Raw genomic sequence first — 15,871 nt, 5'->3', positions numbered from 1 at the left:
AATTCGGCGGAATCGACCCTTCTGCCGACTCGCCCCTCAGCGGAACTTGACCCCCACCCCCGGATTCCCCGGCAGCCCGTCGTACTTCACCATCACCCCCATCCCCGGCTTGGGCGGGAAGAGTTTAGTGAAGGAGCCCAGCGACAGCAGGTCGCCACGCTTCAGCGGCGTACCGGCGGCGGCGAGATCGCGGGCGAGCCAGCTGGCGGCGTTGAGGGGGTTGCCGAGGGTGGCGCTGCCCTTGCCGGTGTCGAGCACGCTGCCGGTGCTGTCGGCAAGGGTCACGGTCATGGTGGCGAAGGCGCCGGCCAGCGCAGGCGTCGCCTTGATGGGGATGGCCTTGCCGACCACGCCGGCGCGGGCGCCCACGTTGATCATCGCCAGCATCGGGCCGCCCAGTTTTGACGGGTCGGCCACCATCAGGTCGGGCAGCTCGATGAAGGGGGAGAAGCTCTTGAGCGCCTTGAGGGCCGCCAGGGGCGTATCGGCCTTAGCCAGGGCGGCCGGGTCGGCCACCTCGACGATCATGTCGGCCTCGAACACCGGGCGGGTACCAAAACTCACTGGCAGTTCGGCGCCATCGGCCACCAGCATGGATTTGAACAGCGTGCCGCGCAGGGGCGCGTCGTGGTTGAAGCGCTTCTGCACCGCCGGGTTGGTGAGGCCGGCCTTGTAGCCGACGACCTCGCCGTAGGTCTGGGCGAGGAAGCGCACCACCTTGTCGCGGCCGCACAGGCCATCGGCCATGCTCATCTCGCCGGCCGGCGCGGGAACCGGCTGGCGGGCGACGACGGCGGCGGCCACGGCGGCGGCTTCGAGATCGGTCGGGCAGGCGGCGTGGGCTGCCAGGGGCGCAGCGGCGAGCCCGGCAAGGGCGATGGCGGCGGACAGGGCGGGAGATTTCATGGCAGTTCTCCGGTAAGTAGGCAGGTGGGATTCATCGAACGGATGGGGCACGTCGGCCCATCGATGGGTCTGGCCAGGCCATCGGTGAGTGAAATTGACCCATGCATGGCCGGCCGGCAGTCATCGATGAGCACCAGACCGCCATCGATGACGGGCCGCCGCCCATCGGTGACCAATTTTTGCTCACGCGTGAGTGGCAGACCACCATGCGTGAGTCTCGGTTGCTCACGGATGAGTGAAATTGACTCATCGATGAGTGTCGGAGACTCATCGATGGGTGCCCGCAAGCCACGCCTGGGGCCAGTCAGCTCGGGCGTGTTCAGCGCGCCACCGGCAGCGGATAGAACAGCTGCTCGTTGCCGATCCGGTAGGCCGAGATCGCCCGGCGGCCTTCGGCCGAGGTGATCCAGTTGATGAAGCGCTCGCCCGCTGCGCGCTTGACGTGGGGGTGCCTGGCCGGGTTCACCAGCATCACGCCGTAGGGGTTGTAGAGCTTGGGGTCGCCCGCGCAGAGGATGGCCAGATCCTGGCGGTTCTTGAAGCTGGCCCAGGTGCCGCGATCCGCCAGGGTGTAGGCGCCCATACCGGCGGCCATGTTGAGGGTCGGGCCCATGCCGGCGCCGGCTTCCTTGTACCAGCCCTGCCCCTTGGGCTCGACGCCGGCGCTCTGCCAGAAGCGCAGCTCGGCGGCGTGGGTGCCGCTACGGTCGCCGCGAGACACCCAGCTAGCGCCCTTGCGGGCGATGCGCCCGAAGGCATCCACGGCGTCCTTCGCGCCTTTCACGCCGGCCGCGTCGGCGGCGGGGCCGACCAGCACGAAGTCGTTGTACATCACGTCGCGGCGGTCCACGCCGTAGCCTTCGGCCACAAACTTGTCCTCGGCGGCCCGGTCATGCACCAGCAGCACGTCAGCATCGCCCCGCCGGCCCACGTCCAGCGCCTGCCCGGTGCCGAGGGCCACCACCTTCACCGCGATGCCCGAATCCTTCTCGAAGATCGGCAGGATGAAGTTGAACAGGCCGGATTGCTCGGTGGAGGTGGTCGAAGCCAGCACGATGGATTCGCCGGCCTGGGCGGTGGATGCCAGCGCGGCAAGGCCCAGCACCACGGATTTGAGCAACTTCAGAAAGCCATGCGCCACGGTAGTTCTCCCAGGATGTAAAGCCGCGCGGCCTGGGAGGCCGGGCGGGCGAAAAAGCGCTGCACCGGCGCATGCTCGCACACCCGGCCGGCATCCATGAACACCACGTCATCCGCCAGCCGGGTGGCCTGGCCGAGGTTGTGGGTGGTCATCAGGATGCGGGTGCCTTCGGTGCGGATCTCGCGCACGATGCGTTCGATGGCCTCGACCGAGCTCGGGTCGAGGCTGGCGGTGGGTTCGTCGAGCAGCAGCAGGCGCGGCCGGGTGATCCACGCCCGGGCCAAGGCGAGGCGCTGGCGCTCGCCACCCGAGAGCCCGCGGGCGCTGTCCGTCGCCCGGTGGGCCAGGCCGACCCGTTCCAGCACCGCATGGGCGCGACTGCGCCGCTCGGCCGCCGCCGCGCCCAACGGCCGCAGGGCCAGCTCCACATTGCCGAGGAGCGAATCGCGCAGCATCTTGGGCTGCTGGAAGACCATCGCCACGCCAAAGTCCGGCCGTGGCCCGCCGCCAAAATCGATATGGCCGGATTCCGGCTCGATCAGCCCGCACAGGCTGCGCAGCAGCACGCTCTTGCCGGCGCCGTTGGGCCCCAGCAGGATGGTGATGCCGTCACCGCCGAGTTCGAGGGTCAGGCCATCCAGCACGGCCCGGCCCCCCACGCGCCAGCGCAGGTCGGTCACCTTCAGCGGAAACACGCCGGCCCCCTCATGCGTAACGCCGCATCGCCCACTGGCGCAGGGCGTAGGCCACACCGTTGAGCAGCAGGATCACCGCCAGCAGCACCATGCCCAGGGCCACCGCCAGGGGCAGGTCGCCCTTGCTGGTCTCCAGGGCGATGGCGGTGGTCATAGTACGGGTCGAGCGATCGATATTGCCGCCGACGATCATCACCGCGCCCACCTCCGACATGGCCCGCCCCAGCCCGGCCAACAAGGCCACCAGCAGCGAATGCCGGCAGTCGTAAAGCAGCACCCTAACCCGCCCGGCCCAGCGGAAGCCCATCGCGGTGAGCTCCTCTTCGTATTCGCGCCACGCATCCTCGACCACCTGCCGGGCGATGGCGGCCATCAGCGGCACCACCAGCACGGTCTGGGCGATCACCATCGCGGTGGGTGAATAGAGCAGCCCCAGATACCCCAGCGGCCCGGAGCGCGACAGGGCCAGATACACCACCACCCCCACCACCACCGACGGCAAACCCATGCAGCCGTTGAGCATCACCACCAAGAGCTGCCGGCCAGGAAAGCGCCCCACGCCCAGGCAGGCCCCCAGGGGCAGGCCGATGAGCGTGCCCAGCAGCACGGCCAGCCCGCTCACCTCGAGGGACAGGGTGACGATCTCCGCCACCTGATGATCGAAGCCGGCGAGGAGCGCGAAGGCATCGGAAAACGCCGCACCGAGCCCGCTCATCCGCCCCCCCGCTGCATGGCGCGGTCGATGTGGGCCAGCAGCGCCGCCCGGTCGGGCACGTCGCCGGCAACAAAACGGTAGCGGGCGGCAAGCACCGGCAGGCGGAACTGGCCCAGGCGACGTTCCGGCAGTTCGACAAGATCGATGTCGAGCGTCACCCCGCCCGAGGCCACCCGCAGGCACCCCGGCGACGGCGCCGAGACGCCATCCGGCACGGCCAGCCGTAGCCCACGCTCAAACTCGGCCAGCGTCGCGCCGACCTCCCGGACGAAACCGCCCGGCGCGCTCACATCTTCCGCCATGGGCCGGGTCAGCCTCCGGCGATGGGTGGCCAGATCGCCAGTTCATCGCCCTCGGCCAGCACCCGGTCGGCCCGGGCGGCCGGAGGGATGTAATGGCCATTGACCAGCACCAGGTGAGCGCTCTTCTCGGGCACCCGGTACTGGGTGATGAGGTCGCCCACCGTGGAGCCGGGCGCCACGTCCAGCTCCACGATGTTGCCCCGCCTGTCGGCAGGCAGGTAGTCCGCCAGGGAGGCGAAGAGCTTGAAGACGACTCGCATGCAGGCTTTCAGGCAAAGGCGGCCGCGGCCTGCCGGCGGGCCATGGAATCGGGCTGGGTGGCTGCCAGATACGCCTCGAAGAAACGCTGGGGCGCTTCGAGGAGCACGTCCTTCCAGGGGCCGAGCTTGAGCCGGCCCTGGATCAGCCCGCGCAGCGCGCCCACATGCTGGGTCATGCCGATGGAGGTGGCGCCGATCAGCACGTCGTCCTTGAACTGGAGGCTGAGGTAGCGGAAGGCCGCCTCGTCCACCACCTCGACGCCCTGCCCCTCCGGCTCGCCCCACCACTGCCCGAAGGACGTGGAGATGAGGCCGAGGGTATCGAGCACGTTGATCGCCAGCACGCCAGGCATCCGCCCGTTGCCGCCAGCCATGTTGATGGCGGCGACACGGGCCTGATCGGCCGCGTTGGGCTGGATGGCCGACACCAGGTGAGCACCGGTGAAAAGATCCGGCGCCTCGGCCACGTCGCCGGCAGCAAAGATGCCGGGCACCGAGGTTTCCATCCGCGCATCCACCAGCACACCCTTGGCCACGTGCACCGGGGTGGCGTCGAGGAAGGCCGCGTTGGGCGCCACGCCCGCCGCGACGATCACCAGATCGCAGGCGAGCTTGTCGCCGGTGGAGAGGCTGACGGTGAGCGGCGCATCGCCGCCCTCGGCCCGGTCGATGCGCTCGACGCCGGCGGAGGTGACCACCCGGATACCCTGCTCCTCGACCCAGCGCTTGATCATGCCGCCGGCCTTGGGCGTCATCATCCGCGGCACCATCCGGTCGCCCATCTCGACCACCGTGAGCTGCACGCCGCGCTTGGCGAGGGCTTCCATGATGATGCAGCCGATGAAGCCGGCGCCCAGCTGCAGCACTCGCGCGCCGGGTTTAGCCAGCGCGGCGATGGCGCCGGCGTCGGTCAGGGTCCAGCAGGTCTGCACCTCGGGCAGGTCGACGCCGGGGATCGGCGGACGCACCGGGTGGGAGCCGGTTGCCACCAGCAGCCGGTCGTAGGTTTCAAAGTGGCCGTCGGCAAACAGCACCGTCTGCTTGGCCGTGTCGAGCGCCACCGCGCGGCCCTCCAGCAGCCGCACGCCCAGGGCCTCGAAGTGGCCCGGCGTCTTGCGCAGATAGGTGCCGGATTCGTCGATGTTGCCTTCCAACAGGTAGGGAATCGCCATCCGTGAATAGGACGGCAGGTTCTCGCTGCCGACCATCACGATTTCGTCGCGGGGCGCAGCGCGACGCAGGGCCTCGGCGGCAACCACGCCGGCCGGGCCATTGCCCAGGATCAGATGCTTCATCGGGAAATCCTCATGTCGCAGGCACGACGACGCCGGCCGGAGCCGGCGTCGTGTGCGCTTGGATCAACAGCTCGGGAACCGCAGCGGACGCGGCCCTCAGAGGCCGAGGCGGGACAGCGTCTCGGGCGTGGGTACGCCTTCCTGGGTCCAGCCGCGCAGCTCGTAGTACTCCGGCAGCATCTTGTCGATGCCATTCACCAGGCCCTTGGCCGGGCCAGTCTTGGCCGGTTCGGTCTTGAGGCGCGGCGGCAGGTCGTCATCCTTGCGGGTGAGGCCGGCGGCGTTGTTGAACTGGCGCTCCATGTTCCAGATGCGCTCGCCCATCAGGTTGAGCTTGTCCATCGACCAGTCGCCCTCGCAGGCGGCCTCGATCTGGGGCTGCACGTCGGCCACCGTCCAGGCAAACGAGGTGAACACGCAGATGCCGGCCGAATCGAACACCGCGGTCGCGTCCTGGAAGGCCTTCACCAGCTCGGGCTTGCCATCGGTGGTGAGCGGATCGGTCTTGACCGGAATGCCCAGCACTTCGGACGCCACGGTGTACGAGCGCAGGTGGCACGCACCACGGTTGGAGGTGGCGTAGGTGAGGCCCATGCCCTGGATGGCGCGGGAATCGTAGGCCGGGAACTCCTGCCCCTTAACCGTCATCGACAGCTCCGGGTGGCCGTACCTGGTGCACAGCCGCTTCGAGCCTTCGCCGATTTCCTTGCCGAAGCCTTCGCCCCGGGCGGTCATCTCGGCCAGCCGGGCGAGCGCCTCGGCCGAGCCAAAGGGCGCGTCGATGCCGATCTGCTCCTTGGTGAGCACGCCCATCTCGTAGAGCTCCATCACCGCGCCAACCGTGGCGCCGAAGGAGATCGGGTCCATGCCCTGCTCGTTGCACAGCAGGTTGGCGTACTGCAGGGCTTCAAGATCGCCCACGCCGTTGGCGGCGCCCAGTGCCCAGGCGGCTTCGTACTCGAGGCCGCCGGAGGCGCCCCAGTACTCGGGCTTGTTCACCACCGTGAAGTGGCCCTTGTCGATCTCGGAGATGCGGCCGCAGGCGATGGTGCAGCCAAAGCACGCGGCGTTGGTGACCAGATGCGGCTTGTTGTCGCTGGGGCGCTTCTCGTGCATGGCCTCGGCAGAAATCTTGCCGGCGTCCTCGAACTGCACGTCCCGGTGGTTGCGGGTGGGCAGCGCGCCCATCTCGTTGATGACGTTCATCAGCACCTGGGTGCCAAACTTGGGCAGGCCCTGGCCGGTGACGGCGTTGTCGGCCAGCACCTTCTTCTTCTCGGCGGTGACTTTCATGAAGGCCTTCATGTCCTTCACGCCCGACACGCCCTTGGTGCCGCGCAAGGCCACAGCCTTGAGGTTCTTCGAGCCCATCACCGCGCCCACGCCGGAGCGGCCCGCCGCCCGGTGCAGGTCATTGACGATGCAGCCGAAGAGCACCTGGTTCTCGCCCGCGAGGCCGATGGACGAGACGCGGACCAGCGGATCCTGCAGCTCGTGCTTGATGGTCTCCTCGGTGTGCCAGCAGCTGGTGCCCCACAGATGGGAGGCGTCCTTCAGCTCGGCCTTGTCGTTTTCCAGGTAGAGATAGACCGGCTTTGGCGAACGACCTTCGAAGATGATCATGTCCCAGCCGGCAAACTTCATCTCGGCGCCAAAGAAGCCGCCGGAGTTGGAACACGCAATGGCGCCGGTGAGCGGGCCTTTGGTGACCACGGTGTAGCGCCCACCGGTGGAAGCCATCGTGCCGGTGAGCGGCCCGGTGGACATGATCATCTTGTTGTCGGGGGACAGCGGGTCGACCTTCGGGTCGACTTCGGAGACGAAGTATTTGGTGGCAAGCCCGCGGGAGCCCAGGTAGTCCTGAGCCCATTCCATGTTGAGGGGTTCGGCGGTGCAGGTGCCGGTGGTGAGATTGACGCGCAGCAGTTTTCGGTTCCAGGCCATGGTCGTCTCCTTATTCGGTCACAGCGGTGTTGGCCTTGGCAGCCCAGGCGCGCATCTTGTCGATCCCCGTCCAGTCGGCATCCACATAGGTGATCGCGCCGGTCGGACAGGCCTCTGCACAGGCCGGTTCGCCGCCGCACAGGTCGCACTTCTGGACCTTGCCGCTATCCTGGTTGTAATTGATGGTGCCGAAGGGACAGGCGATGGTGCACACCTTGCAACCGACGCACACATCGTCGAAAACCTGCTTGGCGCCAGTGCCAGCATCGATGCGGATCGCATCGACCGGACAGGCGTTGAGACACCAGGCTTCGGTGCATTGGGTGCAGGTGTAGGGAACCTTGCGGCCTTCCGTCTCGAAGCTGAAAACCTTGATGCGTGACTTCGACGGATTGATCGCCCCAGTGTGCTCGACCGAGCATGCCATCTCACACTGCAGGCAGCCGGTACACTTCTTGGGGTCAATGTGAAGCGATTTCCACATGAATGTCTCCTCGTTTTTATTGGGCCCGCGAGCTGCGAACCAGGGCTGCATCAGTCTCATCCAGCGCACGCCTGCAGGCCGCGCGAGGACTCGCCGTCAGCGCAGCATACGCAGACGTGTGGCGGTGTCAATGCGCACCGCCGCAATGATTCCAGCGGTTCCGATTTGTGTTACTAATCAGGCCTCTCGACCGATAGCCAGGAGCCCCCGATGAGCCTCGACCCAGGATGCGCCGCCCCCCGCCAGACGCTGACCGTCCTTGAAGCACGCCGGACCATCCTCGACGCCGTGGCACCGGTGGGCGGCCACGAATGCGTGGCCCTGCGGGCCAGCCTGGGCCGCCCCCTCGCGCGGGACGTGATCGCCCCGTGCAACGTGCCGGCCCACGACAACTCGGCGATGGATGGCTACGCCGTGCGGGCCGAAGACCTGCCGGCCGACGGCGAGGTGTCGCTCCAGGTGGTGGGCACGGCCTACGCCGGACGGGGTTTTTCCGGCATCGTCGGGCGCGGCCAGGCGGTGCGGATCATGACCGGCGGCGTGATGCCGATGGGCGCCGACAGCGTGGTGGTGCAGGAGGTCGTCCGCGTCGACGGCGAGCGCATCACCGTGCCCAGCGGCCTGCGTCGCGGGCAGAACGTGCGCCGCGCCGGCGAGGATCTGGCCGAAGGCGGCGTGGCGATCCCCCGCGGCAAGCGCATGGGCCCCGCCGAGCTGGGCCTTGCCGCATCCCTCGGGCTGGCGGAGGTAGCCGTCACCCGGCGCCTGCGGGTGGCGTTCTTCTCGACCGGCGACGAGCTCGCCAGCATCGGCCGCCCCCTCGCCCCGGGCGAGGTCTATGACTCCAACCGCTACACCCTCCACGGCGCCCTCGCCCGCCTGGGCTACGAGCTGATCGACATGGGCGTGGTGCCCGACCGTCCGGACGAACTCGAGGCCGCCTTCCTCACCGCGGCCGGCAGCGCCGACGTGGTGCTCACCACCGGCGGCGTGTCGGTGGGCGAAGCCGACTTCATCCGCGATCTGATGCAGCGCCTGGGCGAAGTGGGCTTCTGGAAGATCGACATCAAGCCGGGCCGTCCGATGGCCTTCGGGCGCATCGGCAAGGCCTGGATGTTCGGCCTGCCGGGCAACCCGGTGGCGGTGATGGTGACCTTCTACCAGTTCGTGCAGGACGCCCTGCTCAAGCTATCCGGCGTCGATCCGCTGCCCGAGCGGCCGATGATGCCCGCCGTCTGCGTGGCACCGGTGCGCAAGCTGGCTGGCCGCTGCGAGTTCCTGCGCGGCCGGCTGTTTGCCGAGGACGGCGTGTGGAAGGTGAAACCGGCGTCGGCCCAGGGCTCGGGGGTGCTGCGCTCGCTCTCCGAGGCAAACTGCTTCATCGTGATCGACGAGAACCGCGGCGACGTGAAGGCTGGCGAGACCGTGCCGGTGCAACTCTTCGAGGGCCTGATCTGACGCCGCTCAGGGGTTGCGGCAGGCGCCCACGACGCGATCGCCCCGCCGGCCGCAGGGCGTGACGGCGCCGGCGGCGGGAGACGGCACGCCTTCGCCATCCATCCGCGCTTCAAAGGTGCGCCAGGCAGCCACGCCGCGGCGGTCGAGCTCCAGCCGCAGCAGCCAGCCCACCCGCCCCGCGGGCAGCTCGTCGAAGCCATCGAAGACAAAGTTGCCCAGGCTATAGACGATCGGGCGCCCCCGGTACAGCTCCGCCCCCTGGGTGACGTGGGGATGGCCGCCCACCACCGCCGCCGCACCCGCGTCGATCATCCGCCGGGCGAGTGCCCGCTGGCGGGCCGAGGGCTTGGGCTCCCGCTCCCAGCCCCAGTGCATGAAGGGAATCACCAGATCGGCTCCTGCCTTGCGGGCGGCGCGGATGTCGGCGATCACGTGGCTGTCCTCGCTCCAGGCGATACCGGGGTGGTCAGCGCCAGCCTCGAACACCCGCGGTTTGAATTCGTTATAGCCGAGCACGGCAATGCGCAGCCCCTTGCGCTCGATCCACAGGGGCGCGTGGGCCTCGACCAGATTGCGCCCACCCCCGAAACGGCGGATGCCGGCGCCATCCAGCAGGGCCATCGTTTCGGTGAAGGCCACCTGGCCATAATCGCCCGAGTGGTTGTTGGCCAGCGACACCGCATCGAAGCGCCCCTGCAGCACTGACAGCACCCGTGGATGGGCGCGGAAACTGTAGATCTTGTTGTCCAGCGGCGTGCCGGTGGTGGCCACCGGGCATTCCAGATTGGCGATGCGGTAGTCTGCACCCGCCAGCATCGGCGCGACCCCCGCGAGGGGATCGCGCCCGTCAGCCACCACCCGGCCCGGGCCATCGTCGAGCATCACGTCGCCGGCGAAGATCAGGCTCAGGCTTTCGGCCGCGGCGGCCGGCGCCAGGGCGATCAGCGCGGCGGCGGCCAGCAGGCTTCGAAGGCTCATTTCCGACCTCCCTGCGCAGTTTCGCACCAGTATTCGAGTTCGCTGTCCCGCCGGGGCTCGTAGACCCGCTGCAGCCCGGTGAAGCCGTACGCGCCGCGATTGGCAAGGGGCAACGGATGGGTGGACTGGTGGATGAGCGTCGGGCCGTGATCGAGATCGGCGTAGGTGTAGATCTTGACCGCCGCAAGCTCGCGGGGTTGCCCTTCGAACACCACCCGGAACAGGAAGTGACTGCCGATCGGCTCGCTCCCGACACCGTAGGGCGAGGCCACCGGACGGGCCACGTGCAGGCGTGTTTCGCCCCCGTAGGTGGTGTGGCAATGGATGCGCGCAGCGGCATCGGCCATGCCGGGCGCGACGCTGACGGCCAGGGCGAGGAGCGGGAACGGGAGTCGGAGCATGTTTTGCATTGCCAGGAAAAAAAAGCCGACCGCGGCTTGGGCGGTCGGCTTTTCGTGCTGCGTGGAAGCGGGATCAGGCGGTGAGGGCTGCCTTGATCTGTTCCAGGGTGCTCGGGTCTTCGATGGTGGTCAGATCGCCCGGGTCGCGGCCTTCGGCCAGGGCCTGGATCGAACGACGGAGCATCTTGCCGGAGCGGGTCTTGGGCAGACCGGAGATGAAGTGCACGCGGGCCGGACGGGCGATGGCGCCGAGGCTGCCGTCCACGATCTTCATCACGGCCTTTTCGAGGGCCACGACCTTTTCGGGGGTGTCGATGGTGGTCGGATCCTTGACGACGGCGAAGGCCATCGGCATCTGGCCCTTGAGCTGATCGGCCACGCCCACCACCGCCACTTCGGCGATCGCCGGATGGGACTGCACCGCTTCCTCGATCTCGCGGGTGCCGAGACGGTGACCGGCGACGTTGATCACGTCATCGGTACGGCCGAGGATCTTGTAATAGCCGGCGTCGTCCTTGATGCCCCAGTCGAAGCTGGAGTAGACCATCGGGTCCTGGAACAGCGTGAAGTAGGTGGACACGAAGCGCTTGTCGTCGCCCCACACGGTGGACAGGCAGCCCGGCGGCAGCGGCGGCACGACGCCGACGATGCCCTTCTCGTTGGGGCCGCACTCGGAGCCGTCGTCGCGGAACAGACGCACGTCGTAGCCGTAAACCGGGAAGCCCGGGGAGCCCAGCTGCACGTCGTGCTTTTCGACGCCAGGCATCAGCGACAGCATCGCCCAGCCGGTTTCGGTCTGCCAGTAGTGGTCGATGACCTGGATGCCCAGCTCGTCCATCATCCACTGGTGGGAGGTTTCGTCCATCGGCTCGCCGGCGCAATACAGGGCGCGCAGCTTGGAGAGGTCGTACTTCTTGAGGAAGGCCGGGTCCTGCTTCTTGAGCACGCGGATGGCGGTCGGTGCGCTGAACATCACGGTGACTTCCTGCTCCTGGCAGATCTTCCACCAGATGCCGGCGTCCGGGCGCAGCGGCGTGCCTTCGTACATGATCGTGGCCATGCCGGCGATCAGCGGGCCGTAGATGATGTAGCTGTGACCCACCACCCAGCCGATGTCGGAGGTGGAGAAGAAGGTCTCGCCCGCGTTGCCGCAGTAGATGTGCTTCATCGAGGCGGCCAGCGCCACGGCATAGCCGCCGGTGTCGCGCTGCACGCCCTTGGGCTTGCCGGTGGTGCCGGAGGTGTACAGGATGTAGCTGGGTTCGGACGACTCGAGCCAGGTGACCGGCACGTTGGCATCCATGTGGGCGGCGCGCAGGGTGGCGTAATCCACGTCGCGGCCTTCGACCACGACCATTTCCTTGTCGAGGCCACGGTTGACCATCAGCACCTTGGCGGGCTTGTGCTCGGCCAGGCTGATGGCTTCGTCCAGCAGGTGCTTGTAGGGCACCGGGCGGCCGCCGCGCATGCCGGCGTCGGCAGAGACGATCACGGTGGGCTTGGCATCATCGATGCGGGTGGCCAGCGAGTGGGAGGCGAAGCCGCCGAACACCACCGAGTGGATCGCGCCGATGCGGGCACAGGCCAGCATCGCGAAGCAGGCTTCGGCGATCATCGGCATGTAGATCAGGACACGGTCGCCCTTCTTGACGCCGAGGCTTTGGTAGATCGCCGCCATGCGCATGACTTCGGTGCGCAGTTCGGAGAACGAATAGGTTTTCTCTTCGTCCGTCTCGGTGGAGATGTAGACCAGCGCCTTGCCGTTCGGGTTGCTTTCCGCGTGACGGTCGACGGCGTTGTAGCAGAGGTTGGTTTCACCGCCCTTGAACCACTTGACGAACGGCGGGTTGGAGAAGTCGTAGATCTGCTCGGGCTGCTTGTTCCAGTGGATCAGCTCGGCCTGCTCGCCCCAGAAGCCGTTGCGGTCTTCGATGGAGCGCTTGTGAAATTCCTTGTATGAAGCCATGGGTTCCTCCCCCAAATAAAGTCCGAACATGGGCAGCGGCGGCGGTGCGTCATGGCGCCCGCTCAGTCGTTGTGCTGCGCTGCCGTTTCCAGGCCGGCTTCTGCGACGCGTGCGAGGGTGGCAAGCGGCAGACCGGACGGGTGCTCGGATTCTATCAATTCCAGCAGAGGAAGGAGGGTCCGGATGGCATCCGGGAGTTTACTGCGCAGCGCGGCATCCGGCCCGGTGGTGGCCAGGTGCTGCAATAGTTGGTCGATGCTCACCGGCGGGCGGGCCGGCGGTGCGAGCATGTCGGGGGTCACCTCGCCGCTGTCACCGATCACCCGGTTGCCGCCGGCAAGCTGCCCGGCGGTGAGGCGCTCGACGGCGATGCCGATCAGGTGGCTGACAGTCTGCTGCAACTCGGGATCGGCGGCCGCGATGCCCATGGTCAGGCGGATGCGGATGCGCTCCTCCCGATAGGTCATCACGATGTGCTCGATCGCCCCGCGCAGGCGCATCGCAAAGCCGCAGGCGCCGAGCATGTCGGTGCTGGGCGAGACCACCGCAAAGCGCGCCGGAGCCAGTTCGGCCACGGTGTCTTCCTTGCGCAGCTTGGTGGCCATGATCTTCGAGAGCTTGCGATTGACCAACTGCGCCACGTGGGCGCCGTAGCGCGCCACGAGGGTGTCGAACTGGTCGATCTCGATGACCATCACCGACAGGGCGCCATGCTTGCGCTGGGCGAGGGACAGCTCCTGGGAGGCGTGGTAATGCAGGTAGGACTGGGTGGCGAGCCCGGAGGCCGGATCAACCGGACTGGCGGTGGCCAGGGCCGCGCGGCTTTCCTCGAGATCGCGCTGGGTGCGGGCGAGCTGGGTGAGCGCCTCGAGGCGCGCCAGGAGCTCGATGTTGCCGATGCTCTTGGAGATGAAGTCGGTGGCGCCGGCGCTCTTGGCCTTGACGCGCACGTCCGGCTCGTCATCGCCGGAGATGACCACCACCGGCAGGGTATTGATTCGTGACAGGCGCGAGGAACGGATGCGCTCCAGCAGGCCGTAGCCATCGAGATTGGGCATCCCGATGTCGGTGATCACCGCCTGGATGGTCGGGTCGACCAGCAGCGTCCGCCAGCCGGCCTCCCCGTCCGCTTCCTCACGTACGTCGAAGCGGTCCCTTACGTGCCGGATGATCGATGCTCTGACCATCCGGGAGTCGTCAATGATCAGAACACGCGGCAGGGCCTGATCGGTTGAATCGTTCATGCTGGGGACTCGCTGTTGGGGACTTCACCCCTTAACGGCAATCACCGTGCGCCCCTTGACCTTGCCGGCGATGAAGTCGTTAAAAACGCCCGGCAGTTCGGCAAACGGCACCGTGCGGGTCATGGATGCAAGGTGGCGCGGTTTGAGATCGCCGGCCAGGCGCTGCCACACGCGGGTACGGGTCGGCTCGCCCATGTAGCCGGAGTCGACGCCCAGCAGGCTGACGCCACGCAGGATGAACGGGAACACCGTGGTGTCGAGCTTGATGCTCTGGGCGTTGCCGATGCTGGCCACGGTGCCGGCCTGCTTCATGGTCGAGAGCACCCAGGCGAGGATGTCACCACCCACGTTATCCACCGCGCCAGCCCACAGGCCCACGTCCAGCGGGCGGGTCTTGGCCGGGTCGATGGTGTCGCGCAGCTTGATCTCGGCCGCGCCCAGATCCTTGAGGTAAGCCTCTTCGTGGGCTTTGCCGGTGAGGGCCACCACGTGATAACCGAGGCCTGCCAGCATGTCGATGGCGAGGCCGCCCACGCCACCGCTGGCGCCGGTGACGATCACCGGGCCGTTGGCGGGCGCCAGGCCGTTGTCTTCCATCCGCACGATGCCCAGCGCCGCAGTGAAACCGGCGGTGCCCAGCGCCATCGCGTCGAACAGCGACAGGCCGTCGGGCAGCGGCACCACCCAGCCGGCCGGCACGCGGGCGTACTGGGCGTAACCGCCATGGTGAGCCACGCCGATGTCGTAGCTGGTGGCGATCACGGCGTCGCCCGGCTTGAAGCGCGGGTCGGCGCTCTCGACCACCGTCCCGCTCATGTCGATGCCGCCCACGCACGGGAAGCGCCGGATGATCTTGCCGGCGCCGGTGGCGGCCAGCGCGTCCTTGTAATTGACGCTTGAATACGCCACCTCGATGAGAACCTCACCGGCATCGAGCTGGTCGACGGTGAGCGGCTCCATCGCGGCGAGCACCTTGCGGTTCTCGTCCTGCCGCAGAACAAAGGCCTGGAACGGGTTCGGGACGCTGGACATGGTTTTGCTCTCCTCTGGAACGGGATGCGCGACGGCAACCCTTTGTGTTGGTCGGCCGATTATAGCCTTGGCTGCCAGCCTGCTTGCCTCGACTTCCGCCCTGGGACTCAATCCCGCGACCGTCCTGCCGTAAATGAGGTCATCACCCGCCGGAGCATGACAATGGCCCTGATCCCACAGCCGTTCGACACCATCGACAGTTACATCGCCTTCTTCAGCCAGGAACCCCTGCCCGTGCTCAAGCACACGGTCAAGGAGCTCCAGGCGATGCTCGAACAGGAGGACAGCATCAACGGGCGGACGGTAGCCGCGCTGGTGCTGTCGGACCCGATGATGACGCTGAAGGTGCTGATCCACATCGAGGCCAACCGGCGCGCCCGGCAGAACCACGACATCACGACGATCGAGCGGGCGATCATGATGATGGGCATCTCACCGTTTCTGCGCGACTTTGCCGACCAGCCGACCATCGAAGGCCAGATTGCCCAGCATCCGAAGGCTCTGGTGGGCGTGCTGCGGGTGATCAGCCGCGCCCGACGGGCGGCCCGCTACGCCCGCGACTGGGCGATCGTGCGCCATGATCTGGATGTGGATGAGGTGACGGTGGCGGCGCTGCTGTCGGAGGTCACCGAGATCCTGTGCTGGTGTTTCGCCCCAACCCTCACCCAGCAGGTGTATGAACTCCAGCGGGTCGACCGCGGGCTGCGCTCGGCGGTGGCCCAGCGCTCGGTGTTCAATTTCTCGGCCAAGGAACTGCAGCTGGCGCTGGTGCGCCACTGGCACCTGCCAGACCTGCTGGTGTCGATGATGGACGAGCGCTACATCGACAACGCCCGGGTGCGCACCGTGCAGCTGGCCAACAGCCTCGCCCGCCACACCGCCCAGGGCTGGGACAACCCGGCGATTCCCGATGACCTGTCGGCCATCGAGAAGCTGATCCACATCAGCCGCGAGAACCTGCTGGCCCGCCTGCAGGTGCCCCACGAGTCGATCGAGAACCTGCTGGACGCCGGCGGAGACCCCGACCGCGCCCTGCCCCAGGCCTGACCG

At 67.7% G+C, this 15,871-nt stretch carries 16 protein-coding genes; 2 read left to right on the top strand and 14 right to left on the bottom strand.

The features are described 5' to 3' along the window. Nucleotides 1-36 precede the first annotated feature (36 nt). From GH681_RS08660 to GH681_RS08620, 9 genes are all read right to left on the bottom strand, one after another. Nucleotides 37-906, bottom strand: coding sequence for a 2-keto-4-pentenoate hydratase (locus GH681_RS08660; protein WP_153161064.1), 870 nt, complete (start codon nucleotides 904-906; stop codon nucleotides 37-39). A 319-nt stretch (nucleotides 907-1,225) separates the two neighbouring features. Further along, nucleotides 1,226-2,047 carry a substrate-binding domain-containing protein gene (locus tag GH681_RS08655; RefSeq protein ID WP_153161063.1) on the bottom strand — a complete coding sequence of 274 codons (822 nt, stop codon included), beginning with the start codon at nucleotides 2,045-2,047 and terminating at the stop codon, nucleotides 1,226-1,228. Further along, complete coding sequence (locus tag GH681_RS08650; protein ID WP_153161062.1) at nucleotides 2,029-2,742, bottom strand: ATP-binding cassette domain-containing protein; 714 nt, start codon at nucleotides 2,740-2,742, stop codon at nucleotides 2,029-2,031. The genes GH681_RS08655 and GH681_RS08650 overlap by 19 nt, the downstream gene beginning before the upstream one ends. Nucleotides 2,743-2,752: 10 nt before the next feature. After that, entirely contained in the window at nucleotides 2,753-3,457 is a 705-nt protein-coding gene (locus GH681_RS08645; protein ID WP_153161061.1) for an ABC transporter permease, read from the bottom strand. After that, nucleotides 3,454-3,759: a hypothetical protein gene (locus GH681_RS08640; protein WP_153161060.1), complete on the bottom strand. Its 306-nt coding sequence runs from the start codon at nucleotides 3,757-3,759 to the stop codon at nucleotides 3,454-3,456. Before GH681_RS08640 ends, GH681_RS08645 begins: the two co-directional genes overlap by 4 nt. An 8-nt stretch (nucleotides 3,760-3,767) precedes the next feature. Continuing rightward, nucleotides 3,768-4,019 (bottom strand): MoaD/ThiS family protein, encoded by a 252-nt coding sequence (locus GH681_RS08635; RefSeq protein WP_153161059.1) that lies wholly within the window; start codon nucleotides 4,017-4,019, stop codon nucleotides 3,768-3,770. An 8-nt stretch (nucleotides 4,020-4,027) separates the two neighbouring features. Beyond that, nucleotides 4,028-5,314: an NAD(P)/FAD-dependent oxidoreductase gene (locus GH681_RS08630; protein WP_153161058.1), complete on the bottom strand. Its 1,287-nt coding sequence runs from the start codon at nucleotides 5,312-5,314 to the stop codon at nucleotides 4,028-4,030. A gap of 96 nt (nucleotides 5,315-5,410) precedes the next feature. Further along, the gene (locus tag GH681_RS08625) at nucleotides 5,411-7,258 is read right to left on the bottom strand and encodes an aldehyde ferredoxin oxidoreductase family protein (RefSeq protein WP_153161057.1); all 1,848 of its coding nucleotides are present in this window, start codon (nucleotides 7,256-7,258) and stop codon (nucleotides 5,411-5,413) included. Between the two features lie 10 nt (nucleotides 7,259-7,268). Then, entirely contained in the window at nucleotides 7,269-7,742 is a 474-nt protein-coding gene (locus GH681_RS08620; RefSeq protein ID WP_153161056.1) for a 4Fe-4S dicluster domain-containing protein, read from the bottom strand. A 210-nt stretch (nucleotides 7,743-7,952) separates the two neighbouring features. Here GH681_RS08620 and glp point away from each other — a divergent pair, with 210 nt between their 5' ends. Beyond that, nucleotides 7,953-9,200 (top strand): gephyrin-like molybdotransferase Glp, encoded by a 1,248-nt coding sequence (gene glp, locus GH681_RS08615; RefSeq protein WP_153161055.1) that lies wholly within the window; start codon nucleotides 7,953-7,955, stop codon nucleotides 9,198-9,200. Between the two features lie 6 nt (nucleotides 9,201-9,206). On the opposite strand, the gene GH681_RS08610 is transcribed toward glp, so the two are convergent. The 5 genes from GH681_RS08610 to GH681_RS08590 all read right to left on the bottom strand — a co-directional run bounded on the left by GH681_RS08610 (nucleotide 9,207) and on the right by GH681_RS08590 (nucleotide 14,821). Then, nucleotides 9,207-10,178 (bottom strand): CapA family protein, encoded by a 972-nt coding sequence (locus tag GH681_RS08610; RefSeq protein WP_153161054.1) that lies wholly within the window; start codon nucleotides 10,176-10,178, stop codon nucleotides 9,207-9,209. Beyond that, entirely contained in the window at nucleotides 10,175-10,579 is a 405-nt protein-coding gene (locus GH681_RS08605; RefSeq protein ID WP_153161053.1) for a hypothetical protein, read from the bottom strand. The genes GH681_RS08610 and GH681_RS08605 overlap by 4 nt, the downstream gene beginning before the upstream one ends. 73 nt (nucleotides 10,580-10,652) lie before the next feature. After that, a complete protein-coding gene (locus GH681_RS08600) occupies nucleotides 10,653-12,545 on the bottom strand; it encodes a propionate--CoA ligase (RefSeq protein ID WP_153161052.1) in 1,893 nt (630 codons plus the stop codon). Nucleotides 12,546-12,607: 62 nt separating this feature from the next. After that, nucleotides 12,608-13,789 carry a response regulator gene (locus GH681_RS08595; protein ID WP_153161051.1) on the bottom strand — a complete coding sequence of 394 codons (1,182 nt, stop codon included), beginning with the start codon at nucleotides 13,787-13,789 and terminating at the stop codon, nucleotides 12,608-12,610. Between the two features lie 24 nt (nucleotides 13,790-13,813). Further along, the gene (locus tag GH681_RS08590; RefSeq protein ID WP_153161050.1) at nucleotides 13,814-14,821 is read right to left on the bottom strand and encodes an oxidoreductase; all 1,008 of its coding nucleotides are present in this window, start codon (nucleotides 14,819-14,821) and stop codon (nucleotides 13,814-13,816) included. 162 nt (nucleotides 14,822-14,983) lie between these two features. On the opposite strand from GH681_RS08590, the gene GH681_RS08585 reads away from it, so the two are divergent. Then, nucleotides 14,984-15,868: an HDOD domain-containing protein gene (locus GH681_RS08585; protein ID WP_153161049.1), complete on the top strand. Its 885-nt coding sequence runs from the start codon at nucleotides 14,984-14,986 to the stop codon at nucleotides 15,866-15,868. Nucleotides 15,869-15,871 lie beyond the last annotated feature (3 nt).

The sequence above is a fragment of the Zoogloea sp. 1C4 genome, assembly GCF_009469605.1.
In the GTDB taxonomy this organism is placed as follows: Bacteria; Pseudomonadota; Gammaproteobacteria; order Burkholderiales; family Rhodocyclaceae; genus Zoogloea; species Zoogloea oryzae.
The sequence above is the reverse complement of the archived record's forward strand: the minus strand, read 5'-3'. Positions and strand labels throughout refer to the sequence as shown.